22 protein-coding genes and 1 pseudogene are annotated in these 25,095 nt (G+C 56.6%); 8 read left to right on the top strand and 15 right to left on the bottom strand.

Annotated features, from left to right (window positions below; translation table 11 throughout):
* Nucleotides 1-51: 51 nt before the first annotated feature.
* Nucleotides 52-981 carry a sugar kinase gene (locus ACOTZC_RS20045; protein ID WP_045404761.1) on the bottom strand — a complete coding sequence of 310 codons (930 nt, stop codon included), beginning with the start codon at nt 979-981 and terminating at the stop codon, nt 52-54.
* A 229-nt stretch (nt 982-1,210) separates the two neighbouring features.
* Between ACOTZC_RS20045 and pdeH the strand changes: the two genes are divergently transcribed.
* Nucleotides 1,211-1,984 (top strand): cyclic-guanylate-specific phosphodiesterase, encoded by a 774-nt coding sequence (gene pdeH / locus ACOTZC_RS20040; protein WP_023309584.1) that lies wholly within the window; start codon nt 1,211-1,213, stop codon nt 1,982-1,984.
* 65 nt (nt 1,985-2,049) lie between these two features.
* Entirely contained in the window at nt 2,050-4,092 is a 2,043-nt protein-coding gene (locus tag ACOTZC_RS20035) for an AsmA family protein (protein WP_213751885.1), read from the top strand.
* A gap of 60 nt (nt 4,093-4,152) precedes the next feature.
* Here ACOTZC_RS20035 and ACOTZC_RS20030 read toward each other — a convergent pair whose 3' ends face one another.
* From ACOTZC_RS20030 to ACOTZC_RS20020, 3 genes are all read right to left on the bottom strand, one after another.
* A complete protein-coding gene (locus ACOTZC_RS20030) occupies nt 4,153-5,475 on the bottom strand; it encodes an MFS transporter (protein WP_045404756.1) in 1,323 nt (440 codons plus the stop codon).
* Between the two features lie 260 nt (nt 5,476-5,735).
* Complete coding sequence (gene yhjD, locus ACOTZC_RS20025) at nt 5,736-6,761, bottom strand: inner membrane protein YhjD (protein WP_126304175.1); 1,026 nt, start codon at nt 6,759-6,761, stop codon at nt 5,736-5,738.
* Nucleotides 6,762-6,813: 52 nt separating this feature from the next.
* Complete coding sequence (locus ACOTZC_RS20020) at nt 6,814-7,713, bottom strand: LysR family transcriptional regulator (RefSeq protein WP_023309580.1); 900 nt, start codon at nt 7,711-7,713, stop codon at nt 6,814-6,816.
* Between the two features lie 119 nt (nt 7,714-7,832).
* Here ACOTZC_RS20020 and ACOTZC_RS20015 point away from each other — a divergent pair, with 119 nt between their 5' ends.
* Nucleotides 7,833-8,591 (top strand): SDR family NAD(P)-dependent oxidoreductase, encoded by a 759-nt coding sequence (locus ACOTZC_RS20015; protein ID WP_045404752.1) that lies wholly within the window; start codon nt 7,833-7,835, stop codon nt 8,589-8,591.
* A 97-nt stretch (nt 8,592-8,688) separates the two neighbouring features.
* Here ACOTZC_RS20015 and ACOTZC_RS20010 read toward each other — a convergent pair.
* Nucleotides 8,689-8,787 (bottom strand): annotated as a pseudogene (locus ACOTZC_RS20010) (lysozyme); the annotation flags it as partial.
* Between the two features lie 71 nt (nt 8,788-8,858).
* Nucleotides 8,859-9,398 (bottom strand): GNAT family N-acetyltransferase, encoded by a 540-nt coding sequence (locus ACOTZC_RS20005; RefSeq protein ID WP_248194477.1) that lies wholly within the window; start codon nt 9,396-9,398, stop codon nt 8,859-8,861.
* 148 nt (nt 9,399-9,546) lie between these two features.
* On the opposite strand from ACOTZC_RS20005, the gene ACOTZC_RS20000 reads away from it, so the two are divergent.
* Entirely contained in the window at nt 9,547-11,136 is a 1,590-nt protein-coding gene (locus ACOTZC_RS20000; RefSeq protein WP_023309577.1) for an STY4199 family HEPN domain-containing protein, read from the top strand.
* A 59-nt stretch (nt 11,137-11,195) separates the two neighbouring features.
* Here ACOTZC_RS20000 and ACOTZC_RS19995 read toward each other — a convergent pair whose 3' ends face one another.
* From ACOTZC_RS19995 to ACOTZC_RS19985, 3 genes are all read right to left on the bottom strand, one after another.
* The gene (locus tag ACOTZC_RS19995; RefSeq protein WP_045355923.1) at nt 11,196-12,845 is read right to left on the bottom strand and encodes an alpha,alpha-trehalase; all 1,650 of its coding nucleotides are present in this window, start codon (nt 12,843-12,845) and stop codon (nt 11,196-11,198) included.
* Nucleotides 12,846-13,026: 181 nt separating this feature from the next.
* Nucleotides 13,027-14,379, bottom strand: a complete 1,353-nt coding sequence (gene gorA, locus ACOTZC_RS19990; RefSeq protein ID WP_421635970.1) for a glutathione-disulfide reductase — start codon at nt 14,377-14,379, stop codon at nt 13,027-13,029.
* A 71-nt stretch (nt 14,380-14,450) separates the two neighbouring features.
* Nucleotides 14,451-15,293 carry a 23S rRNA (adenine(2030)-N(6))-methyltransferase RlmJ gene (locus ACOTZC_RS19985; protein ID WP_045355925.1) on the bottom strand — a complete coding sequence of 281 codons (843 nt, stop codon included), beginning with the start codon at nt 15,291-15,293 and terminating at the stop codon, nt 14,451-14,453.
* A 214-nt stretch (nt 15,294-15,507) separates the two neighbouring features.
* On the opposite strand from ACOTZC_RS19985, the gene prlC reads away from it, so the two are divergent.
* Complete coding sequence (prlC, locus tag ACOTZC_RS19980; protein ID WP_047743420.1) at nt 15,508-17,550, top strand: oligopeptidase A; 2,043 nt, start codon at nt 15,508-15,510, stop codon at nt 17,548-17,550.
* Between the two features lie 7 nt (nt 17,551-17,557).
* Nucleotides 17,558-18,310: a 16S rRNA (guanine(1516)-N(2))-methyltransferase RsmJ gene (gene rsmJ, locus ACOTZC_RS19975; RefSeq protein WP_248169784.1), complete on the top strand. Its 753-nt coding sequence runs from the start codon at nt 17,558-17,560 to the stop codon at nt 18,308-18,310.
* A gap of 97 nt (nt 18,311-18,407) precedes the next feature.
* Here rsmJ and uspA read toward each other — a convergent pair whose 3' ends face one another.
* A complete protein-coding gene (gene uspA / locus ACOTZC_RS19970; protein ID WP_003861223.1) occupies nt 18,408-18,845 on the bottom strand; it encodes a universal stress protein UspA in 438 nt (145 codons plus the stop codon).
* Between the two features lie 283 nt (nt 18,846-19,128).
* Between uspA and uspB the strand changes: the two genes are divergently transcribed.
* On the top strand, nt 19,129-19,464 hold the full coding sequence (gene uspB, locus ACOTZC_RS19965; protein WP_003861224.1) for a universal stress protein UspB: 336 nt from the start codon (nt 19,129-19,131) through the stop codon (nt 19,462-19,464).
* Nucleotides 19,465-19,507: 43 nt separating this feature from the next.
* Here the strand turns inward: uspB and ACOTZC_RS19960 are convergent, their stop codons facing one another.
* From ACOTZC_RS19960 to pitA, 3 genes are all read right to left on the bottom strand, one after another.
* Nucleotides 19,508-19,915 (bottom strand): hypothetical protein, encoded by a 408-nt coding sequence (locus ACOTZC_RS19960; protein WP_045404741.1) that lies wholly within the window; start codon nt 19,913-19,915, stop codon nt 19,508-19,510.
* Nucleotides 19,893-20,282 carry a polymorphic toxin type 44 domain-containing protein gene (locus ACOTZC_RS19955; RefSeq protein WP_047173978.1) on the bottom strand — a complete coding sequence of 130 codons (390 nt, stop codon included), beginning with the start codon at nt 20,280-20,282 and terminating at the stop codon, nt 19,893-19,895. Before ACOTZC_RS19955 ends, ACOTZC_RS19960 begins: the two co-directional genes overlap by 23 nt.
* Nucleotides 20,283-20,457: 175 nt before the next feature.
* Entirely contained in the window at nt 20,458-21,957 is a 1,500-nt protein-coding gene (gene pitA, locus ACOTZC_RS19950; RefSeq protein ID WP_023309552.1) for an inorganic phosphate transporter PitA, read from the bottom strand.
* 228 nt (nt 21,958-22,185) lie between these two features.
* Here pitA and ACOTZC_RS19945 point away from each other — a divergent pair, with 228 nt between their 5' ends.
* Nucleotides 22,186-23,382, top strand: a complete 1,197-nt coding sequence (locus ACOTZC_RS19945; RefSeq protein ID WP_421635969.1) for an NAD(P)/FAD-dependent oxidoreductase — start codon at nt 22,186-22,188, stop codon at nt 23,380-23,382.
* Between the two features lie 32 nt (nt 23,383-23,414).
* On the opposite strand, the gene ACOTZC_RS19940 is transcribed toward ACOTZC_RS19945, so the two are convergent.
* Together ACOTZC_RS19940 and ACOTZC_RS19935 are read right to left on the bottom strand one after the other, a co-directional pair.
* On the bottom strand, nt 23,415-24,353 hold the full coding sequence (locus ACOTZC_RS19940; RefSeq protein WP_239633129.1) for an NAD(P)-dependent oxidoreductase: 939 nt from the start codon (nt 24,351-24,353) through the stop codon (nt 23,415-23,417).
* Nucleotides 24,353-25,045, bottom strand: coding sequence for an RraA family protein (locus ACOTZC_RS19935; protein WP_421635968.1), 693 nt, complete (start codon nt 25,043-25,045; stop codon nt 24,353-24,355). The genes ACOTZC_RS19940 and ACOTZC_RS19935 overlap by 1 nt, the downstream gene beginning before the upstream one ends.
* Nucleotides 25,046-25,095: the final 50 nt, after the last annotated feature.

The raw sequence follows: 25,095 nt of genomic DNA, 5'->3' as shown, positions 1-25,095 counted from the left end.
CCCTCTCCCTGTGGGAGAGGGTTAGGGTGAGGGCATCAGCCCGCACCTGACTTAAACAGGCATCGCCTCGCGCGGAATAATCGCCCCGCGATACTGAATCACCGTGCTGGCCGTCAGGTGACCACGCTGTGCCGCAGCTTCCGGCGTTCCACCCGTCAGCCGTACTGCCAGATAGCCCGCGCTGAATGAATCTCCGGCCGCCGTGGTATCAATCACTTTCTCTTTGGCAAGCTTCACCGCCGGCACGTTAACCAGCGCTTCACCCGCCACCGCAACCAGGCATGAATCCGCCCCGCGCTTAATCACCACTTCGCTCACGCCTGCCGCCTGCGTGCGTGCAATCACCTCCTCTACCGGTTTCTCACCCCACAGGGCGTCTTCATCGTCGAGCGTGAGGAAGGCGATGTCGGTGCACTGCAGCATCTGCTGATAGACCTGCTGCGTCTCTTCGCGGCTGGCCCACAGGCGCGGGCGGTAGTTGTTATCGAAAATAACCTTGCCGCCGTTTGCACGGCATTCTCGCAGCAGCGAGAGCAGCTTTTCACGGCTGGTAGGGCTCAGGATCGCCAGGCTAATCCCGCTCAGATAGAGGTAATCAAAGGTCGCCAGCTCTTCGCAGATGGCCGCTGCCGCGTCGCTCTCCAGCCAGAATTTGGCCGCGGCTTCGTTACGCCAGTAATAAAACGTGCGTTCGCCGGTGCTGTCGGTTTCGATGTAATAAAGCCCAGGGAGGCGGTTCTCCATACGCTGAATCAGCGACGTTTCAACATGTTCACTCTGCCAGGCCTCCAGCATTTGCTGGCTGAAGCTGTCCGTACCCAGGGCGGTCACGTAGTTCACGGTAAGCGCGTCAGGCGCAACCTGACGGGCAATATAAACGGACGTGTTTAACGTATCGCCACCAAATCCGCGGCTGACTTCCGCGCCTTTTTGTGACAGCTCAATCATGCATTCGCCAATCACGGCAATTTTTTTGGACATAGTCGTGAACCTGAACAGAAGAATTATCAGCAGTGTGCGCTGAGTGAATTAACCGGTCAACTATATTAAAACAACGTTCCATTATTTTATTTGAACCAGCGCGTGTTCCCGCGCATTTCTGTCATCTTAATTTCATTTTCCCGGTGAATTGAACATAAAGTTCTCAATTGTCGCGCCGATAATCCTGTGACGAGTCCAGAAAGGCTATCCCAACAACAGGACATCTGAAATGAAGTCAGAGCAGGTTATCCAGCGGCTGAGCACTACGCCTGAGGCAAGTATTGAGAACTTGCAGGAGCATCGCTACTGGCTGCAATGTGAGCGTGCGTACACCTATCAGCCGATCTACCGAACAGATGGTCGACTGATGGCAATTGAAATTTTGACCGTCGTTACGCATCCCTCAAACCCTACTCAGCGCATCGCGCCGGATCGCTATTTTGCCGAAGTTGCCGTTCGCCAGCGTCTGGACGTGCTGGAAGAGCAGCTTCGTATGCTGGCGACGAAGCAACCTTTTTTCGAACAGCACGATATCCTCGCCTCAGTAAACGTCGATGGTCCAACCCTGCTGGCGCTGCGTCAGAACGCAAAATTGCAGGAGCTGATCGCCACCCTGCCGTGGATGCGCTTTGAGCTGGTGGAGCATGTCCGCCTGCCGCAGGATTCCTCTTTTGCGTCTATATGCGAATACGGCCCGCTGTGGCTGGATGACTTTGGCACCGGCATGGCGAACTTCTCCGCCCTGAGTGAAGTGCGCTACGACTACATCAAAGTGGCCCGCGACCTGTTCATTATGCTGCGTCAAACCCCGGAAGGGCGGAATCTGTTTACGCTGTTATTACAGCTGATGAACCGCTATTGCCAGGGCGTGATTGTTGAAGGTGTGGAAACACTGGAAGAGTGGCGTGATGTGCAAAACTCCCCCGCAGCGGCGGCGCAAGGCTATTATCTCTCCCGCCCGGTACCCATGGATCGCCTCGATAGCGTTATAACGACCCTCTGATAAGCCCGCTTCCCTTTGTCTGGACTATAGTTTTACAGGACAGGTCATCAGGAAAGGGGATAAAAATGACGAGAACAACCAGGGTAATCTCCTGGACAGCAGGGATTTTCTTGTTGTTGATCGTGGTCGTCGCCATCATTATTGCGACGTTTGACTGGAACCGTCTCAAGCCGACCATCAACCAGAAAGTCTCAACCGAACTGAACCGCCCCTTCGCCATACGCGGTGATTTAGGGGTGGTGTGGGAGCGTCAGAAAGAGGAGCCTGGCTGGCGAAGCTGGATCCCCTGGCCACACGTCCATGCCGACGACATCATTCTCGGCAACCCGCCGGATATCCCGGACGTCACCATGATCCACCTGCCGCGCGTTGAAGCCACGCTGGCTCCGCTGGCGCTCCTCACCAAAACGGTCTATCTGCCGTGGATCAAACTTCAGCAGCCCGATGCGCGTCTGATCCGACTTTCAGAAAAAAACAATAACTGGACGTTTAACCTTGCCAGCGACAGCGAAAAAGATCCGAATGCCCAGCCTTCCTCCTGGTCATTCCGTCTCGACAATATTCTTTTCGATCGCGGACGGATCGCCATCGACGATAAGGTCAGCAAGGCGGATGTGGAGATCCTCGTCGATCCGCTGGGCAAACCGCTACCGTTTAGCGAGGTCACGGGCACGAAAGCAAAAGGCGACGCGGCAAGCGTGGGTGACTATGTCTTCGGCCTGACGGCAAAAGGACGCTACAACGATCGGCCTCTCAGCGGTAAAGGGAAAATTGGCGGCATGCTGGCGCTGCGGAGCGAAGGCACGCCGTTCCCGGTTCAGGCGGACTTCCGTTCCGGTAACACCCGCGTGGCGTTCGTTGGCACGGTCAACGAGCCGATGAATATGGGCGGCGTCGACCTTCAGCTTAAATTTGCCGGCGATTCGCTGGGCGAGCTGTATGAACTGACCGGCGTGCTGCTGCCGGATACCCCGCCGTTCGAAACGGACGGGCATCTGGTTGCCAAAATCGACACCGAAAAATCGTCCGTTTTTGACTACCGGGATTTCAACGGACGCATCGGCGACAGTGATATTCACGGCACGCTGACCTACACCACCGGAAAACCGCGCCCGAAACTGGAAGGGGATGTTGAGTCCCGTCAGCTGCGTCTGGCCGACCTGGGCCCGCTAATTGGCGTGGACTCGGGTAAAGGGACCAAGTCGAAAGAGGTCAAAAAGGATGTTCAGCCTGCCGGCAAAGTGCTGCCATACGATCGCTTCGAAACCGACAAATGGGACGTGATGGATGCGGATGTGCGCTTCAAAGGCGGAAAAATTGAACATGGCAGTACGCTGCCGATCAGCAATCTTTCGACCCATATCCTCCTCAAAAACGCCGATCTGCGCCTGCAGCCGCTGAAATTTGGCATGGCGGGCGGGACGATTTCCTCGAATATTCATCTGGAAGGTGATAAAAAGCCGATGCAGGGAAGAGCGGAGATCCAGGCGCGTCGATTGAAGCTGAAAGAGCTGATGCCGAACGTAGAACTGATGCAGAAAACCCTCGGTGAAATGAACGGTGATGCCGACATTCGCGGCGTGGGGAACTCGGTGGCGGCGCTGCTGGGCAGCGGCAATGGTAACCTGAAGCTGCTGATGAACGACGGGCTGGTGAGCCGAAACCTGATGGAGATCCTGGGGCTGAACGTCGGTAACTACGTCATCGGGCAAATCTTCGGTGATGACGAGGTGCGGGTAAACTGCGCGGCGGCCAATCTGGATCTGGTTAACGGCGTGGCGCGTCCGCAGATATTTGCCTTCGACACGGAAAACGCGGTGATTAACGTGACCGGGACCGCCAGCATGGCCTCGGAGCAGCTTGATCTGACGATTGACCCGGAAAGTAAGGGGATCCGCATCATCACCCTGCGCTCGCCGCTTTACGTGCGCGGAACCTTCAAAAACCCGCAGGCGGGCGTGAAGCCCGGACCGCTGATTGCGCGCGGTGCGGTGGCTGCGGCCCTGGCGACACTGGTTACCCCGGCCGCAGCGCTGCTGGCGTTGATTTCGCCGTCTGAGGGCGAAGCGAATCAGTGCCGGACTATTTTGTCGCAGATGAAGAAGTAGCTCCCTTTCTCCCTCTCCCTGTGGGAGAGGGCCGGGGTGAGGGCATCAGGCCGCAGTGAATTACAGAGCCTGGTGCTTAGTCTCGTGCGTCAGCAGCAGCGCAATCAGCGTCAGCGCCGCCATGGCCGCCAGATAGACCCCCACATAGAACAGACCATAGTTCGCCTGCAGCCAGGTGGCGATATACGGCGCAACGGACGCGCCCAGAATAGAGGCAACGTTGTAGGAGAACGACGCGCCGGTATAACGCACTTCCGTCGGGAACAGCTCGGGCAGCAGCGCGCCCATCGGGCCGAAGGTCAGCCCCATCAGGCTCAGGCCAATCAGCAGATAGGCCATCACCAGCGCCGGGCTACCTGAACCCAGCAGCGGCGGAAAGACGAACAGAGCAAACAGCATGATGAGCGTGGTGATTGTAATCATGCTTGCACGACGACCGAATTTATCCGCAAGCAGACCCGCAATCGGAACCATCACGCCAAACCCGATCACCGCCATCATCAGCATCCACAGCACTTCGTTACGCGGCAGCCCCAGGCCAACCGGCGCGGCGGCGGTACTGAACGTCATGGAATAGACGGTCATAATGTAGAACAGCGTATAGGTTGCCAGCATGATGAACGTTCCCAGTACGGTCACGCGGACGTGTTTGGTCAGCAGCGTACCCAGCGGCACTTTCACCTGCTTGTTCGCCGCGGCCACTTTCGCAAAAACAGGAGTCTCATGCAGCGAAACACGCACATACAGGCCAATCAGCACCAGCACGGCTGAGAAAATAAACGGGAGACGCCAGCCCCAGCTCATGAACTGTTCATCCGTCAGCAGCCACGAGAGCAGCAGGAACGTCCCGTTGGCAAAGAAGAAGCCAATCGGCGCGCCCAGCTGCGGGAATGAACCGTACAGCGCGCGCTTGCGCGCCGGGGCGTTCTCGGTGGCCAGCAGCGCCGCGCCGCCCCATTCACCGCCCAGCCCCAGACCCTGACCAAAACGCGCCAGCGCCAGCAGGACCGGCGCCAGAATGCCGATGGTTTCATAGGTCGGCAGCAGACCGATGGCTACGGTGGAGATGCCCATCGTCAGCAGCGAGGCCACCAGGGTGACTTTTCGGCCAATGCGATCGCCAAAGTGTCCAAACAGCGCAGAGCCAATTGGACGCGCAACAAACGCGATGGCAAAGGTCGCCAGAGACTGCAGCGTGGCCGCCGTCGGATCGCCCTGCGGGAAGAAAATATGCGGGAAGACGATGACCGCGGCGGTGGCATAAATATAAAAGTCGAAGAACTCAATGGCGGTGCCAATCAGCGAGGCGACGACAACTTTATTGCGCGAGTTTACCGGAACGTTTTCCGTTCCTGAGTCGAGTGTGGTGGCTGTTGCTTGCATAATATTTTCTTATTTTTGTCGAACGAAAGGCCATATTACGCACAGCAAAAGCGACATTTCAATCTGTAACAAAGCCGCGCGCTGGTGATAAAAGCAACAAAAAGCGGATAATTTTCAGTCCAGCGAAAACACGTCTATGAAATGCTTCACAGATTTTAAATATTAGTCAATTAAACTGATTTTCGGTTAAATAAAAGTTACGGACTGGATTTATATGCTGAAATGATGAATCGGGCTGAAATTTCAGCCCGAGAGCGGGGCTAGCGGTGCGTTTTACCGGGCATTCGCGTGTCGCCTTTGTACTCGGCGGTGGCAATCCATGCCGCGCAGAACAGGGTCAGGCGCGCGAAAAAGTAGAAGAAGGCCATCAGTCCCAGCACCGAGCCAAACGCCGCGCCAGAAGGGGATTTCACCAGCGACGGCAGCGTGTAGGTCATCACGATTTTGATCACCTCAAAGCCGATCGCCGCAATCAACGTGCCGCGAATCAGCGCCTTCTTGCGCGGACGATGGCGGGGCAAGCGCCAGAAGATCCAGAAGAACAGCAGGTAGTTGGCAAAGATGGAAATGGCCAGCCCAATGCCGCGCCAGGCGGGCTTCAGCCATTCGATGTAATCAAGGTAGAGCGCGGAGATGATCATCTGCTGCGCCGAGCCCGCCACGGAGGTAATGGAAAGCGTCACGATCAGCGCGACGAGCAGGCCAATCAGCGAAACAAAATCGCGGAGATACTTCACCCAGATTTTCTCCTCGTCCTGCGGCTTACGCTCCCAGACGTCGCGCGACTGGGCGCGGATGGCCTCGCGCAGGTTGCCCATCCAGTTAACGCCGGAGTAAAGCGCAATCAGCAAACCGACGATACCCACGGTGGTACGCTGCTGAACGGCGGTATTGATGGTGCTCTTGAGGGTGCTGGCAAGGGTCGGGTCACTGACGTTATTCAGGATTTTATTGAATATATCCTGCAGCAGCGTCGGGTGCGACGCGAGCACAAAACCGGCTGCCGCAAACGACACCATCAGGATTGGGATCATCGACAGGAAGGAAAAATAGGTGATGGCGGCACCAAACTGGTTCCCCATGCGGTCATTAAACCGTTCTGTGGCGCGTATCAGGTGCGCAATCATGGGAAACTGCTGAATTCTCGCGGCGATGCCGGTGACGGTCCCCAGCGCTTTGCTGGCGGTGCCTGGCGTTTTGGCCTCTTCGGGCCCGGTTACCATCTTTTTGACGGGCTCATACTCTAAATGTTGGGTGGGTCGTTGCGGGTTGTTTTCCGGCGTCACGCGCATTTTCCTTTTCGTTGAGCTGGATGTGTTTTTGAATTATAGCTTGCGGCTAGTCCACGTAAGCTTTTGTGAGTTCGGTAAGCCACTCCATGAACAGATGGACCCGGCGGGAGAGGTTGCGGCGGTGAGGGTAAATCAGGGAGACGGGCATCGCTTCGGCCCGGTATTGCGGGAGGATCTCAATCAGTTTCTTCGCGCGCAGTAAATCGCGCACCCCAACCCGCGGAACCTGAATAATGCCCAGCCCGGCGAGACAGGCAGCCTGGTAAGTTTCCGTGCTGTTGACGGTTAACACCCCGCCTGTTTTTATCCACTGCGTCGCACTGCCGTTATAAAACTCAAAGCCCTGCGGGCGGGTTCCCAGCATCGCGGCGTAGTGGATCACGGCGTGCGAGCCTAAATCGTCCAGGGTTTCCGGATAGCCAAATCGCGCCAGATAGTCCGGGCTGGCGCAGTTAATCACCGACAGCTTGCCCAGCGGACGGGCAATCAGCCCTGAATCCTTCAAAGTGCCGACGCGCACCACGCAATCAAAACCTTCGCGGATCACATCCACCAGACGATCGCTGCTGCTGAGCTCGAGTTCAATGCCCGGATAGTGCTGCAGAAAAGCAGGCAGTTTGGGGATGACTAAATTTCGAGCAACGCCGACGGGCATATCCACGCGGAGCCGACCGCTGATGCTGGAGGGATCGTGCTGAAACATACCGTCGAGTTCATCAAGGTTTGCCAGCAGATCTTTCGCCCGTTCGTAATAGACCATGCCGTCCTGCGTCAGGCTGACGCGGCGCGTGGTGCGGTGCAATAGCTGGGTGCCAAGCCGGTTTTCCAGGGCCTGAATTTGCCGCGAGACGCTGCCTTTCGGCAGGGTTAATGTTTCGGCCGCGCGGGAAAAACTTTCCAGTTCCGCGACGCGGACGAACAGCTGCATTGCGTGAATTTTATCCATAGAGGAAGCTCATTGTTGTTTCTGGTGAAACAGTGAAGCGTTTTAACCCATCTTTATTGATTTTCTATCACCTAATAAGCTCTTTCTCAATCTCCTTAACAGCCAAAACGAGGTTTATGATGAGTGAACGTATCGCATTAGTGACGGGTGGTAGCCGTGGTCTGGGCAAAAACGCTGCGTTAAAGCTGGCGGCAGACGGCACGGGAATTGTCCTGACATACAACCGTAGCCAGCAGGAAGCGCTGGATGTTGTGCATGAAATTCAGCAAAAAGGCGTCAACGCAGCGGCATTACAGCTCAACGTCGGTGATATCACGAGTTTTGATCATTTTGCCCGACAGCTTCAGGAAACCCTTAAGACCGTCTGGCAGCGCGAAACCTTTGACTATTTATTGAACAATGCCGGAACGGGTTTATACGCGCCCTATGCCGACACGACGGAGGCTCAGTTTGATGAAGCGCTGAACATTCATTTCAAAGGACCTTTCTTCCTGACCCAGCGCCTGCTTCCGCTGCTTAACGACGGGGGACGGATCCTCAACGTCTCCAGCGGGCTGGCCCGTTTTACCCAGCCGGGCTCAGGGACCTACGCGGCCATGAAGGGGGCGATGGAAGTGCTGACGCGTTATCAGGCGAAAGAACTGGGCGCGCGCGGAATTTCCGTCAATATTATTGCGCCGGGCGCGATAGAAACTGACTTTGGCGGCGGACGCGTGCGCGACAACACGGAGCTGAATCAGCTTCTGGCCTCGCAGACGGCGCTGGGACGGGTGGGGCTGCCGGACGATATTGGCGATGCCGTTGCGGCACTGCTCAGCGATAAGCTGGGCTGGATGAATGCGCAACGTATTGAAGTATCAGGCGGTATGTTCCTGTGATACACGGGCTTAGGGGGAAGGAGCCCCTTAAGGAAACCCTTAGTATGGATGTGTCTGCATACTGACAGTGATAAAGAACGCAGGCAGCCATAGCCGATAACCCATTTTCATCACGATATTTCTCCAGAGAAAGGCCCGGATGTTTTTTTATTAACGCAGCGGCCGCTGAGAATATTTTCAGCGAATGACGTTTGATATTCGTTTCCTCTAAATAGTGACATTAAAGAGGAAACGACGTCCGGGAAATATCTGCTAAAAAGCGGTTGGTCAGGAATTATTATTCAGGTATTCCTGCTGTAATAAACCAAATAGCCAGTCATTTTGCCAGCGCCCCGCAAGGTAATAGCTCTCGCGTAATTCACCTTCCAGACGAAAGCGGGCTTTTTCCAGCAGGCGTCTTGACGCGACATTTCCCGCGGTGACGGTGGCGGTGAGTCGCCGTATACCGCCCTGATGAAAAGCGTAATCGCAAAGCATTTTCAGGGATTCAAAGCCGTAACCTTTCCCCTGCGCCTCGGGCGCGAAAAGGAAGCCCACTTCTGCGCAGTCCTCCTCCCGCTGAATATACCCGGTAACGCCCAGCGGGGCCTGTGAGGCGGTGTCACGTACGACGAGACAAAGCCAGTGGGCGCTGCCCGGTGCCCATGGGGCCAGGCGCGAATCAAACGCCTCGCGGATCGCCGCGACGGGACGGTCTTCCGCCACAAAGCGCATCACGTCCGGGTGCTGCTGTAGCGTCAGAAAAAAGGGCCAGTCTTGTTCCTGCAGGGGCGAACAGGTCAGGCGAGAGGTAATTAAAACCGGCATTCAGATTCTCCTGAAACATTTTAAATCATTTTAGGGTTGTCACTTTATTTCAACAGAAAGTCAGGTATGGTTAACCGCGTATAAATAAAAAGAATAAAGGGCGTTTCGTGCCCATTCCGGATGTCTTCGTTGTCGCTTAAGGAAAACAATGACTCTCAGCACATCACATCATATTCGCGAACAGTTTGAACACTGTCTGGCGGTCATTCGCCATGCGTCGGTGGAAATTTTACTCCTTCTGAATGTACATGCTTCTGAGGGCAAAGATCCACGCTGGTTCCTGGAACAACTCGACAGCGCGCGATTAGCTCTGGGCGGCTGGGGAGCCGTTGCGAAAAAACTCAACCTGAATGATGCCGAGATGTCGGAATTTACGCTCCAGCTGCGCCTGCTGCAGCAGCGCGTTCCGCAGTATGAAAGCGGACAGGATGTGAGTGAAAACCAGCTTATTGCGGCGATGCGGTTTGTGACCGCTCTGGAGCATCTTCGCCTGCAGCAGCCGCTGTTGACCTACAGCACTGACCTGGCACCGGGAAGCGAACTCCAGCAGCAGCAGGCGCACAAGCAGGTACGCGCGATTGAGCTGATGATTAAAGGGCTCATCCAGCAGGCCTGGCCCGATCAGGTGCGGCTGAACAACCATCTCAAGACCCTGTTTAACGCTGACCGCGTGCGGCGCTGGCTGAAGCTTGGCGAGATCAATGATGTCCTCAGCGGCATGATGTTCAGTGAACTGGCGCAGATGCTGGTGGATAAAAAAGAGTTCAGCCGCTATTACGCTTCGCTGTTCAGCGACCCGTCCATGCTGACGCTGCTGGTTGAACCGCGCAAAACGCTGCAAACCTTCCTCGATGACATTCGGCAAATCCGCAACAGCATCACCGTTCAAAAAACGTTAAGCTCGGCGCAAATCCAGCTGCTGGATAACTACTATGCGCAGATCGCGCGGCCCGTTCAGCGCGCGTTTGAAGAGGGGAGAACGCGCGTCAATCCGGCCGGATTCATGGCGGTAGATGCCAGCGAATTGCATACCTTCTGGGAAAAGGCGCAGAAAATGGATCGGGTCACCGGTGGGGATCTGTTTGAAGTCCGTGACACCATTGAAAAGCCGACCCAGCGCGCGCCGCGTACCCCCGAACAACGCGAGCAGCTCATTTCCGGTGCGCTATGGGGGGCGGTTGGCGTCATGGTGATTGCTATCGTGGCGGGGGGCTTCTGGCTGGTGACCAGCAGCAAACCGCAGCCTGCAACCGCCAGCGCGGCTGAAGCGGCTTCTCCGCAGGAAATGCGCGAGACGCCTTCTTCGCGCGAAACGCTCACGCGCATGGGGGTCACCTGGGACGAGAATAATTTCCGCTCGGCCATTAACCGCAACGATACCCGCGTGACCCTGCTGTTTTTGCAGGGCGGCATGGACTGGAAGCTCTCCTGGACCGAAGAGGCGATGTCGGCAGGCTATGACGATGTGCTGGAGCTGATGTTACGCTACCGGCAGAACATGGTGGAAGAGAAGCCGTGCCGTCGCTTCATCAACACGCTCAGCCACGCCATGTCGAACGGCGAGTCTCTGACCTCGGTACGTAAAGAGTATCTCAAAGCTTTCTGCACCGTTCCTGCGGTGGTGAAACGCCAGCAGCACGATCTCGACATGGCCACACGCCGCGCGCAGTCGCAGCCGGATGCCACCACGAAAAAATGGCAGTCCATTCAGACTGCCATTTATGAGGTGATTCGCTGATCTCTTTTCCCTCTCCCTGTGGGAGAGGATCGGGGTGAGGGCACCAGACCGCACCCTGCTTAAGGTTCCCCATATAGCCCAATCAGCCGCCGCACCACGCCGTTCGTCCAGCCGAAACCGTCCTGCAGCGGATACTCACCCCCGCCACCTTCGCGCGGCGTACTGCTGGCGATGTGGTACTTCTCAATCAGCTTGTGATGCGTCTTATAAAAATGGTTCACCGTATGCAGCCAGCTCCAGGCGATCTCATCGCCCAGCGAGTCGTTGCCGTACTGCTTGAACCCCTGAATCGCCATCCACTGCAGCGGCGCCCAGCCGTTGGGTTTATCCCACTGCTCGCCGGTTTCGTACTCGGTGGCCAGAATTCCACCCGGGGTCAGCAGCCGCGATTTGACCGCATCAGACAAACGTTCTGCCTGCTCGTGCGTCGCCATTCCAACATACAGCGGCACAATGCTGGCGGCAGAAAACAGCGCCAGCTCTTCGCGTCGCCAGTCGTAATCGCGGTAGCAGCCGCTCTCCTCGTCCCACAGATAGCGGTTCACCGCCGCGCGGCGATCGTTGGCTTTCTGGCGGAACGCCTCTGCCGTTTCTTTATCTCCTTTCGACGCCGAGATGTTGGCAATAGCGCTTTCCAGTTTGAACAGGAAGGCGTTCAGATCGATGGGGATGAACTGCGTCGTGCGGATGCTGGCGAGCCGCGACGGATCGCGCAGCCAGCGGGACGAGTAATCCCAGCCGGACGCCGCACCCGCGCGCAGGTCGCGATACACCTCGTTTGGCGGACGGCCCGAGTGGCGCGCGGTTTCCACGTCCTCAATCCACGATTCGTCGCGCGGGGTATCGCGGTCATCCCAGTAGCGGTTGAGCAGTGAACCGTCCGGCATGCGCACGGCGCTGCGGTATGCCTGATTAAGCAGCAGCGACTCCGCACCGTCCATCCAGAAGGCGTACTCCATTTTGAGGTGATCAAGATAGCGTTTCGCACCTCGCACGCCGTCCTCCTCAAACAGCTCCACCATCAGCGCAAAGACCGGCGGCTGTGAGCGGCTGAGATAATAGGTGCGGTTGCCGTTGGGGATATGCCCGTAGCGTTCAATCAGCCAGGCGAAGTTGTCCGCCATACATTTGAGCAGATCGTTACGGCCGCTCTCCGCCAGCCCCAGCATGGAGAAATAAGAATCCCAGTAGTAGGTCTCGCTGAAGCGCCCGCCGGGGACGATATAGGCCTGCGGCAGCGCCAGCAGGGAAGACCAGGGAATATGATCCTGCGGCTCGCGCGTCAGCACCGGCCACAGGTTATCAATGTGCTCTTTCAGGGAGAGTCCCGGGTCGGAGACATATTCTGTGCCGTACGTTTCCGGCATCCAGAAGTGGTTCTCCACAAACTGGCGCAGGTCGAAATCCCGGTGGCGTCTGACCTTGCGGTAGCGGATCAGGATATCTAACGGATCCATCTTCGGCGCGCAGTCGGGGAAGGTTTTACTGTCCGCAAACAGCCGCGTCGACTGCACATGCTCGAACAGTTCAAGATAGCGGTCTGCGGGCGTCAACGCATCGGAGGCGGGTAGCCCCTCGATCATTTCGGGTTCCGGCTCCGCCTCAATCATTTCATCCAGTTTCAACTCGCAGGGATCGGTCTCGTAGCGCAGCTCTTCTGCAATCTCGAACTCGATGTTCTCGGTAGCCTGTAGTTTCTGGTTGAACATGGTGATAGGGACCTCCGGTTGTGTGTTCAAAAGACAGGTTTATCCGGGCGTCTTATAAGCGTAGACATTCGCTTCGGTAGATGGGGAGGGAAATGTGCGGTAGATCACTATTTTCGGAGCATTCGTTTTGCAACGATTTATGAATGTTAAAAAAATGCCCCTCAGGAGAGGGGCATCAGGATTAACGCATAGTAACAAACTCTTCCGCGGCCGTCGGGTGGATGGCCACCGTGTTGTCGAAGTCTTTCTTGGTTGCGCCCATCTTCAGCGCCACGGCGAAGCCCTGCAGGATCTCGTCCATACCAAAACCGATGCCGTGGATACCGACAATCTTCTCTTCCGGACCGACGCAGACCAGCTTCATGCGGCACGGCTGACGGTGTGAGGTGACGGCGGTGTACATCGCGGTAAATGCCGATTTATACACTTTCACCTGGTCGTCGCCGTACTGCTCACGCGCCTGCGGCTCGGTTAAGCCGACGGTGCCGATTGGCGGGTGGCTGAAAACCACGGTCGGGATGTTGCTGTAGTCCAGATGCTCGTCCGGCTTGTTGTTGAACAGGCGCTCGGAGAGACGACGACCCGCCGCAACGGCGACCGGCGTCAGCTCAACCGCGCCGGTGTTGTCGCCGACCGCATAAATGCCCGGTACGCTGGTGTTCTGGAATTTATCGACGACGATATAGCCTTTTTCGTCGGTTTTTACGCCCGTCACGCCCAGGTTGAAGTTATCGTTCGCAGGTTCACGGCCAATCGCCCAGATCAGGCAATCGACGGTCTGGCTGCGGCCATCTTCCAGCTCAAGCGTCAAGCTGCCGTCCGCGTTTTTCACCACCGCTTTTGGCACGGCGTTGGTGTGCAGGGTCGGGCCTTCGGTGTTCATCACTTCAACCAGCGTATCGACAATCAGCGGGTCAAAGCTGCGCAGCGGCGCGTGTTTACGTACGAACAGGTGCGCTTCTGCGCCCAGGCCGTTAATCACGCCGGCCAGTTCCACCGCAATGTAACCCGCGCCAACAACGGCAACGCGTTTTGGCAGGGCAGGCAGTTCGAAGAAACCGTTGGAGTCGATGCCGTATTCCACGCCCGGGATGTTCGGGTGGCTCGGACGACCGCCGGTGGCGATCAGGATGTGATCGGCGGTGATCGTCTCGCCGTTCACTTCGATCGTTTTCGCGTCCACAAAGCGGGCGAAACCGTGGATAACGTCAACGTTATTTTTACCCAGCACGTTGTCGTACGAGGTGTGAATGCGGTCGATGTAGGCGGTACGGCTGGCGATCAGTTTTTCCCAGTCGAAGCGGTTGATGGTGGTGTCAAAGCCGTAGTCCGGGCCATACATATGGATAGCCTCACGGATCTGCGCCGCATGCCACATCACTTTCTTCGGTACACAACCCACGTTCACGCAGGTGCCGCCCAGCGCTTTGGCTTCAATCAGCGCGCACTTCTGGCCGTACATGGCCGCACGGTTGATGGAGGCGATGCCGCCGCTGCCGCCGCCGATGGCGATGTAGTCATAATGCTTAGTCATTGCTTTTGTCCTTAATCGTGAATTGCCGCGATTGTATACCTGAAATCAATAGTTTCCACCGATGGCTGCGATTACTCCGGCACAATCCAACTGACGGTGGCGTGGCCTGTACCCGCTGGCACCAGCGTTTTATGCAGCCACGGCAGCACGTTGTTCATCTGCGCTTCAAGCTTCCACGGCGGGTTGATCACAATCATGCCGGAGGCGGTCATGCCGCGCTGATCGCTGTCAGGGCGTACCGCCAGCTCGATCTGCAGGATCTTACGGATGCCGGTTGCTTCCAGGTCTTTGATCATGCGTTTGATTTGCGCGCGCAGCACCACCGGGTACCACAGGGCATAGGTGCCGGTAGCAAAGCGTTTGTAGCCTTCGTGGATACCGGTCACCACCGCCTGATAGTCGGTTTTGATTTCGTACGGCGGGTCGATCAGCACCAGGCCGCGACGGGAAACCGGCGGCAGTTTGGCCTTCAGCTGCTGGTAACCGTCGGATTTTTCCACGCGGGCGCGGCTGTCTTTCTGAAATTCGGAACGCAGTAGCGGGTAGTCGCTCGGATGCAGTTCGGTCAGCTGGAGGCTGTCCTGCTCGCGCAGCAGCTGGCGCGCAATCAGCGGTGAGCCAGGGTAGTAGCGCAGCTGGCCGTTGCGGTTGAAGTGATTCACCACGCCGATGTACGGCTCCAGCTCGGCAGGCAGGTCGTCCTGCTGCCAGACGCGGGCAATCCCTTCCAGATATTCACCGGTACGCTCGGCATGCTCGCCGCTCAGCTGATAACGGCCCGCGCCCGCGTGCGTGTCCAGATAGAGAAACGGCTTCTCTTTCTCTTTGAGCGATTCGATGATCAGGCTCTGAACGGTGTGTTTAAGGACGTCGGCGTGGTTGCCTGCGTGGAAGCTGTGGCGATAACTGAGCATGGATGAATGTGTTCCAGGTAGTAAACGTAGGCCCGATAAGCGTAGCGCCATCGGGCAAAAATAGAGCGTATCGCCACAGTATACAGAAAAGTTTCCACTGCCGCGAAAGCGCAACGTCCGGCATTGAAATCCTCTACACTTAACCCCATTCTAGATCCCATATGCACAGCGCCGGATGCGCGCTTCATTCACCTATTTCAACAGGACAGCGTTTATGACCAATCCATTACTGACGCCTTTTTCGTTGCCGCCGTTTTCTAAAATCCTCCCTGAGCATGTGGTTCCAGCCGTTACGCAATCGCTGGACAACTGCCGCGCGGCGGTAGAAAGCGTGGTAGCGCAGGGCGCGCCGTACACCTGGGAAAATCTGTGTCAGCCGCTGGCCGAAGTGGACGACGTGCTGGGGCGTATCTTCTCCCCGGTGAGCCACCTGAACTCGGTAAAAAACAGCCCGGAACTGCGCGAAGCCTACGAACAGACCCTGCCGCTGCTCTCTGAGTACAGCACCTGGGTCGGCCAGCACGAAGGGCTGTACAAAGCCTACCGCGACCTGCGCGACGGCGACCACTATGCCGAACTGAGCACGGCGCAGAAAAAATCGGTCGATAACGCCCTGCGTGATTTTGAGCTGTCCGGGATTGGCCTGCCAAAAGAGAAGCAGACCCGCTATGGCGAAATCGCCGCGCGCCTGTCCGAGCTGGGCAACCAGTACAGCAACAATGTGCTCGACGCCACCATGGGCTGGACGAAGCTGATTACCGACGAAGCTATGCTTTCCGGTATGCCGGAAAGCGCGCTGGCGGCGGCAAAAGCCCAGGCTGAAGCGAAAGAGCAGGACGGTTTCCTGTTAACGCTGGATATCCCGAGCTATCTGCCGGTGATGACCTACTGCGACAACCAGGCCCTGCGCGAAGAGATGTACCGCGCGTACAGCACCCGCGCCTCCGATCAGGGGCCGAATGCCGGTAAGTGGGACAACAGCCCGGTAATGGCGGAAATCCTCGCCCTGCGTCACGAGCTGGCGCAGCTGCTGGGCTTCGAAAACTACGCCGATAAATCCCTCGCCACCAAAATGGCGGAGAACCCGCAGCAGGTGCTCGACTTCCTGACCGATCTGGCGAAACGCGCCCGTCCGCAGGGTGAGAAAGAGCTGGCCCAGCTGCGCGCCTTCGCGAAAGCCGAGTTCGGCGTGGACGAGCTGCAGCCGTGGGATATCGCGTACTACAGCGAAAAACAGAAGCAGCACCTCTACAGCATCAGCGACGAGCAGCTGCGCCCGTACTTCCCGGAAAACAAAGCCGTTAACGGCCTGTTCGAAGTGGTAAAACGCATCTACGGCATCACCGCCAAAGAGCGTACCGATATCGACGTCTGGCACCCGGACGTGCGTTTCTTCGAGCTGTATGACGAGAAAAACGAACTGCGCGGCAGCTTCTACCTCGATCTCTACGCGCGTGAGAACAAGCGCGGCGGGGCGTGGATGGATGACTGCGTGGGCCAGATGCGTAAAGCCGACGGTTCTCTGCAGAAGCCGGTCGCCTACCTGACCTGTAACTTCAACCGTCCGGTAAGCGGCAAACCGGCGCTGTTCACCCACGACGAAGTGATTACCCTGTTCCACGAGTTTGGTCATGGTCTGCACCATATGCTGACCCGCATCGAAACCGCAGGCGTGGCCGGTATCAGCGGCGTGCCGTGGGATGCCGTCGAGCTGCCAAGCCAGTTTATGGAAAACTGGTGCTGGGAGCCGGACGCGCTGGCGTTTATCTCCGGTCACTACGAGACCGGCGAGCCGCTGCCGAAAGAGCTGCTGGATAAAATGCTGGCGGCGAAAAACTACCAGGCGGCGATGTTCATCCTGCGGCAGCTGGAGTTCGGCCTGTTCGATTTCCGCCTGCACGCCGAGTTTAGCCCGGAGCAGGGCGCGAAAATCCTTGAGACCCTGGCCGAGATTAAAAAGCAGGTTGCCGTTATTCCAGGGCCAACCTGGGGCCGCTTCCCGCATGCCTTCAGCCACATCTTCGCAGGCGGCTACGCTGCCGGCTACTACAGCTACCTGTGGGCCGACGTGCTGGCGGCAGATGCCTTCTCTCGCTTCGAAGAAGAGGGGATCTTCAACCGCGAAACCGGCCAGTCGTTCCTCGATAACATCCTGACCCGCGGCGGGTCTGAAGAGCCAATGGTGCTGTTCAAACGCTTCCGCGGACGCGAGCCGCAGCTGGATGCGATGCTTGAGCATTACGGGATCAAAGGCTGATTGTTACGTGAAGATCTGCTTAGTTGATGAAACAGGCGCCGGAGACGGCGCCTTATCTGTTCTGGCGGCCCGCTGGGGGCTGGAGCACGATGAAGAAAACCTGATGGCGCTGGTGATGACGCCGGAACATCTCGAATTACGCAAGCGCGACGAACCGAAGCTCGGCGGGATTTTCGTCGATTTTGTCGGCGGCGCGATGGCGCACCGGCGCAAGTTCGGCGGCGGTCGCGGCGAAGCGGTGGCCAAAGCGGTCGGCATCAAAGGGAGCTACCTCCCGGACGTGGTCGATGCCACGGCGGGGCTGGGGCGCGATGCGTTTGTGCTGGCGTCTGTCGGCTGTCGCGTGCGGATGCTGGAGCGTAATCCGGTGGTCGCTGCGCTGCTCGACGATGGGCTGGCGCGAGGCTACGCGGACCCGGAAATCGGCCCCTGGCTGCAGGATCGTTTGCAGCTGATCCACGCCTCCAGCCTGACGGCATTGACGGATATCACCCCGCGCCCGCAGGTGGTCTATCTCGACCCTATGTTCCCGCATAAGCAGAAAAGCGCGCTGGTGAAGAAAGAGATGCGGGTGTTTCAGTCGCTGGTGGGGCCGGATTTGGATGCCGATGGCCTGCTGGAGCCGGCTCGTCAGCTTGCTACGAAGCGGGTGGTGGTAAAGCGCCCGGACTATGCGCCGCCGCTGGCGGACGTTGCGACCGCTAACGCAGTGGTCACGAAAGGGCACCGGTTTGATATTTATCCGGGTACGCCGGAATAAAAAAAGCCGGGTGGCGACTTCGCCTTACCCGGCCTACTTCCTCGAACTATCCCCTCAGCCTTTGGGAGAGGGTTAGGGTGAGGGGCGTTTAACGCACTTACTCGTCTTCTTCGTCACGCAGTGGAACAATCAGCATATCCACGTGAACGGTGTTAATCAGCTGGCGCGCTGAAGACATCAGCTTGCTCCAGAAGTCCTGATGATGACCGCAAACCACCAGGTCCATATCGTATTTCTTGATCGCATCAACCAGCACCTGGCCCAGGTCGCCGCTGCCGCTCAGGGTTTCGGTAATCGGATAGCCCGCGTTGGTGGAGAGTTCGCTCAGGGCATGGTGAGTCTCTTCGGAAATGCGTTTCTGCATATCGCCAAGATTCACGTCGATCAGACCGGTGTAGAGGTCGGAGTAATTCACGTCAACGTGAATCAGCGAAACTTTCGCATTGTAGGGACGTGCCATGGATACCGCTTTATCAACCAGCACTTTGCTCTCAGGGGAGAGGTCAACCGCGATGAGAATGTGTTTGTAAGCCATAGTGTTACTCCTTCCTTAAGTTATCGATGACTAAGTGAGAATGCCGTCGTCTGATACTTTCATTACGGCCCAGTTAAACATATTTTTCAAGCTTTGGTGTTGATAACGATTAACCTTGTGGCAAAAAAATTAACGGATCTCCTACACTATTAAATGAGCCGTTCGGATATTAAAACGCGAACCGGATCGACTTTTGGTCATTCTTTCACTGAACTGTCTGTCAGGGCATTGGGGTGCGGTAGCTCAGGAGCCTTGCTTCGTGGGCGGACGCCGGGGAGGATGTATGATTAGCACCGTCGCATTGTTTTGGGCGTTATGCGTGGTTTGCATAGTGAATATGGCGCGCTACTTCTCATCGTTACGTGCGCTGTTAGTGGTACTTCGTGGTTGCGATCCGTTGCTTTATCAGTATGTGGACGGTGGAGGGTTCTTCACCTCGCATGGACAGCCCAGCAAGCAGATGCGTCTGGTGGGATACATCTACTACCAGCGCTACCGCGATCATCACGATGAAGAGTTTATTCGTCGCTGCGAGCGCCTGCGTCGTCAGTTCATTTTGACCAGCGCCCTGTGCGGGCTGGTCGTGGTCAGTATGATTGCATTGATGATTTGGCACTGAGCATCACAGCAGGCGGGGAAAGCCCCGCCTACTTTCATCTGGCTCAGGGCTTAACTGAGAACCGGAGACTGGAGATATTGTTCTCAATCGAAATAACCTTTCCGCTATAGGCAATGTTCACTTCCCCGCTTGTATCAATACTGGCCGAGGTTATCGTGCCTGTACCTTCGATTACCGGATACTTCATAGCAAGCTGATGGATAATATCAGTGTCTTTCCCTGCAAGCGCCCCCGAGAGATAATAACGGTAGATTGGTGGTACGGTTGTGCCGCCCTGATTGTTCACGGTCATATAGAGCCAGACGCTATCGGATAATTTATAAGCGCGCTGTAGCTCATCGCTATTTCGCTGATTGGGCTGATGGTTTAACCAGAGAAATCCAATGACCAGAACCAGAAGTGAAGCGGTAACAAGGCGATGAATCCATTTAATAGCCGTTTTGAATGGCATAGTCTATTCCTTCTCTGATGTTGCGTTGGTCCGTTGGGTCGTCTCCGTAAGGCGGCTTTTCGTACCATTTTCCCCATTCCGGTTTTGAGGTACCTGCCCGGCCTTGAGCCCAGCCTGCGCCCATAAGAAGGATGTTTGCAGGGATACCTGCCGCAGTACCTGCGGCTCCGAAGTTGAAGTTACCAAATGCAGCAAAATAAGGGTCGAATTTTTTATAATCCCAGGGACTGCCATTTCGGACTTTTTGGTAGAACCAATAATACGTTGAGGGCGTGGCCATATTGCGTGACATTCCGTTAAGGCGTGCCTCACGCATATTGTTCGCTATAACGATTGAACCCGGTCCTGAGATAGGGACAGAAGCCATACATTCTCCTTTGTCTGGATTTATCTTCTGGCCGCCATGATAGTTTTTTCTGTGTTTTGAAATTGAGCAAAAAATGTTCATAAAATCCTCATGTTATCAAACACCTCATGGCAAATAGCAGCCATAAAAAAAGCGGGTCAGTTTCCTGACCCGCTTTTTTATCGCCTTCAACCGATTAAATCAGCTTCAGCGAAATCCAGTACAAACCGCCAGACAGCAGGATTGAGGCCGGAAGGGTGAACACCCAGGCCATCAGAATGTTGGTCACGGTTTTGCGCTGCAGACCGCCGCCGTCAACAATCATGGTACCTGCCACGGACGAGGAGAGTACGTGGGTGGTGGATACTGGCATACCGGTGTAGCTCGCCAGACCGATAGACACTGCCGCCGTCATCTGCGCGGACATACCCTGCGCATAGGTCATGCCTTTCTTACCGATCTTCTCGCCGATGGTGGTCGCCACACGACGCCAGCCAATCATCGTACCAATACCGAGTGCCAGCGCGACGGCCATGATGATCCAGATTGGCGCGTACTCAATGGTGTTGAGCATATCGCTTTTCAGTTTCTTCAGCAGACGTTTGTCGTCACCATTCACCTCTGGCAGCTTCGCGACTTTATCGGTCACGTCAGAGATGCAGAGCATGATACGACGCAGCTGACCACGCTGTTCAACGGCCAGTTTGTCGTAGCTCTCGATGTCGCCCAGCATGCCCTTGGCGCGTTCCAGCGCGTTAATCGCGTTAGCTGGATGGCAGTGGAATTCGCCAGGCGCGGTGGTTGCACCTGCTTCCGGAGAAGGGATCAACTGATCTACGCCGGTCGCTTTTTTCAGCAGGTCAGGATGCTGCTGGAAATAGGTTTCAACGTTGTTGACCGCATCGCGGGTACGTGTGATTTCGTAACCGGAGGCATTCATGTTCACCACGAAGCCTGCCGGTGCGACGCCGATCAGAACCAGCATCACCAGACCAATGCCTTTCTGCCCGTCGTTCGCGCCGTGTGAGAAGGCCACGCCGATAGCAGAAATGATCAGGGCGATACGCGTCCAGAACGGCGGCTTTTTCTTGCCGTCTTTCTTCTCACGCTCTGCTGGCGTCAGGTGGATACGCGCACGTTTTTTCGTGTTACTCCAGTAGCGACGCAGGATGAAAATCAATCCCCCCGCGACTACCAGACCCACGATAGGGGAGATGATCAGGGAGCCGAAAATGCCCAGTACTTTAGGCAGGTTCAGCGCATCAACAACCGATGTCCCGGTCATCAGGGCGTTGGTTAACCCGATGCCGATAATCGCGCCGATGAGCGTGTGAGAACTGGATGCAGGCAGGCCAAAATACCAGGTACCGAGGTTCCAGATAATTGCAGCAAGCAGCATTGAGAACACCATAGCGAGGCCATGGCCAGAACTAACGTTAAGCAGCAGATCCGTTGGCAGCATATGCACGATGGCATACGCAACGCTCAGCCCGCCCAGGAGAACACCAAAAAAGTTAAATACCGCCGCCATAACAACCGCAAGCTGCGATCGCATTGCGCGAGTGTAGATAACCGTCGCTACTGCGTTTGCAGTGTCGTGGAAGCCGTTGATCGCTTCGTAAAACAGTACAAAAACCAGAGCAAGCAATAATAAAAGCCCGGTATGTAAATCCAGGCCGGCAAACAAATGTAGCATAGGACGTTACGCCATTTTGAGGACATGAACGCGGCGCATTATCCAGGACAAATGCGCGGCGGGCAAAGTGAAATATAGACTTTTTTTGACATACCACCTGATTTGAGAAATGCCTCATAAAGGATATTCTTTAAATTTCAATGGAATGCCTTTGTAATATCTTTTTACGCTGGTGTGACCACAGAGGAAACTTTACAATCCGCGGCAGTTAACAAAGAGGGTTTTGACGTGGAAAGGTTTGATGCCGTGGTAATTGGCGCCGGTGCGGCGGGTATGTTTTGTGCGGCAATGGCCGGACAGGCGGGTCGTCGCGTACTGCTGCTGGATAACGGTAAAAAGCCCGGCCGTAAGATCCTGATGTCCGGCGGCGGGCGCTGCAACTTTACTAATCTGTATGTTGAACCCGCGGCCTATTTGAGCCAAAACCGTCATTTTTGTAAATCTGCGCTGGCGCGCTATACACAATGGGATTTTATCGATCTCGTGGGCAAGCACGGCATCGCATGGCATGAGAAGACGCTGGGACAGCTGTTCTGCGACGACTCCGCGCAGCAGATTGTCGATATGCTGGTGGCCGAGTGCGAGAAGGGCGGCGTCGTCATGCGTCTGCGCACGGAAGTGCTGGAGGTCGCCCGCGACGACCAGGGCTATACGCTGCAGCTGAACGGTGAAACCGTCAGCGCAAACAGCCTGGTGATCGCCACCGGCGGCCTGTCTATGCCGGGGCTGGGCGCCTCCCCGTTCGGCTATAAGATTGCCGAACAGTTTGGCCTGAAAGTCTTGCCTACGCGCGCCGGGCTGGTGCCGTTTACGCTGCATAAACCGCTTCTGGAACAGCTGCAGACGCTGTCCGGCGTGTCTGTTCCCTCGGTCATTACCGCCGAAGACGGCACGGTGTTCCGCGAAAATCTGCTCTTTACCCATCGCGGCCTCTCCGGCCCGGCGGTACTGCAAATCTCCAGCTACTGGCAGCCGGGTGAGTTCGTCACGGTTAACCTACTTCCGGAGTGCGATCTGGATGCTTTTCTTAACGAGCAGCGTACCGCGCACCCGAATCAAAGCCTGAAAAACACCCTGGCGATGCAGCTGCCAAAACGTCTGGTGGAATGTTTGCAGGCGCTGGGGCAGATCCCGGACGTGTCGCTCAAGCAGCTTAACAGCCGCGAGCAGGAGATACTGGTGGAAACTCTGACAAACTGGCGCGTTCAGCCAAACGGCACCGAGGGCTACCGTACGGCAGAGGTCACGCTGGGCGGGGTCGACACGAATGAGCTCTCTTCCCGCACCATGGAAGCGCGCAACGTGCCGAGGCTCTATTTTATTGGCGAAGTGATGGATGTGACCGGCTGGCTCGGCGGGTACAACTTCCAGTGGGCATGGGCAAGTGCCTGGGCGTGTGCTCAGGCGCTGGCAGAAGACAAGTGACATAAGCGCGCTGCCACTCGTCACGGTTGGCTTTATGGGCTGACGGTGGTTGCGTCCGTCACGGCCAGAATATTGCTCGCGGCCACGGTCCCCATCTTGATATATGACGCTGCGGTAACGCCGCCAATATGCGGTGAAATAACCACGTTTTCTACGGACTGCCAGAGGTGCGGCGCCGTCAGCGGCTCGTGGGGAAAGCTGTCCAGCGCCGCGCTGTGCAGCGTGCCATCCCTGAGCGCCGCCAGTAACGATTCACTGTGGATCAGTCCGCCGCGTGCCGTGTTGACCAGAATGGCGTTCCGCTTGCAGTGTGCAAGCGTCTGGCTATTGATCATTCCCCGATTCTCATCGGTCAGCGGACAGTGCAAAGAGATAACATCGGAACGGGAAAGAAGTCCGTTCAGCGTTTCTGCGCGTTCGCACAGGGCAGGCATGGTCTTAGCATAGGGATCGTAAGCCAGCACCTTCATGCCGAAAGCGTGACCAATAGTCGCCACGCGCGAGCCGATAGCACCCAACCCAATTAGCCCTAACGTTAAGCCCTCCAGCTCAATGGATTTATGCGTCGCCTTATCCCAGTGCCCGTCTCGCAGCCGCTTGTCCAGAGGCACCACTGACTTTGCGCAGGCCAGGATCAGCGCCCAGGTATGTTCAGCCACTGCCGCCGCGTTTGCGCCAGGCGCAGAGCGGACGGCGATGTTGCGCTCGGCCGCTGCCTCCTGGTCTATCACATCGATCCCGCTTCCGTGCTTGGAAATAACCTGCAGAGCCGGAGCCGCATCCATGACCTTCGCGGTGATCTTGCCGTAACGTACCAGGATTGCCACAGGATTGTGTCGTTTACACAGCGCGATCAGGTCATCTTCTGTGGGCTGACGGCCCGCAAACACTACCTCAAAGCCCTGCAACATCACCATGGCCTGCTCCGCCAGGTCGCTACCGGTAACCAGTACTACGTCTTTGCCCCCCATCACAGCGTCTCCCCGTCAGCTAACATTCCTGCTTTACGAAGCGCGTCATCAAGCCAGTGTGGACGTAAATCGCCTTCACGGATGGCGGCAAGGCGCCGGGTCTCCATCTCCAGCTTTTCTTTTGCCAGAGCGATAACCTCCTGAACCTCATCTCGCGGGATAACGACCACGCCGTCGATATCCGCGACAACCAGATCCCCGGCCTGAACCGTCGCCCCGGCGACTGAAATGGGATGATTAACCCGGCCAGAGATTAACTTTGTCGGGCCGCAGGGGTTCAGACCGGCAGAAAAGACGGGGTAGTGACCTTTGCTCAGGGTGTCGGCGTCACGTACAGCGCCATCAATAATAATGCCCGCAATGCCGCTCGCCTGAGCCTGAGTGGCCATGATTTCCCCAAGCAGCGCGCAGCTCAGGTCGCCTTTGCCATCGACGACCAGGACATCACCGGGCTGCGCCACCGCCATCGCGGCATGAATCGCCAGATTATCACCCGGACGGACTTCCACGGTGACGGCCGGACCCGCAACGGACATATGTGGGGCCAGCGGTTTGATGCGGCCATGAAACGTACCGCGGCGACCGGCCACGTCGGCCAGAATAGCTGCCTGATACTCGGCAGCCCGACGAACGTCCTCGGCAGAAACGCGCTCGAAATGGCGATTAATCTGTTTTTTTTCAGTAACGGACATAAATGCCTCCATATTGTTTTACTTAGTACAATGCAGGTGTACAGAACAAA

It is taken from the genome of Enterobacter cloacae complex sp. SHL009 (assembly GCF_049237205.1).
In the GTDB taxonomy this organism is placed as follows: domain Bacteria; phylum Pseudomonadota; class Gammaproteobacteria; order Enterobacterales; family Enterobacteriaceae; genus Enterobacter; species Enterobacter cloacae_M.
The sequence above is the reverse complement of the archived record's forward strand: the minus strand, read 5'-3'. Positions and strand labels throughout refer to the sequence as shown.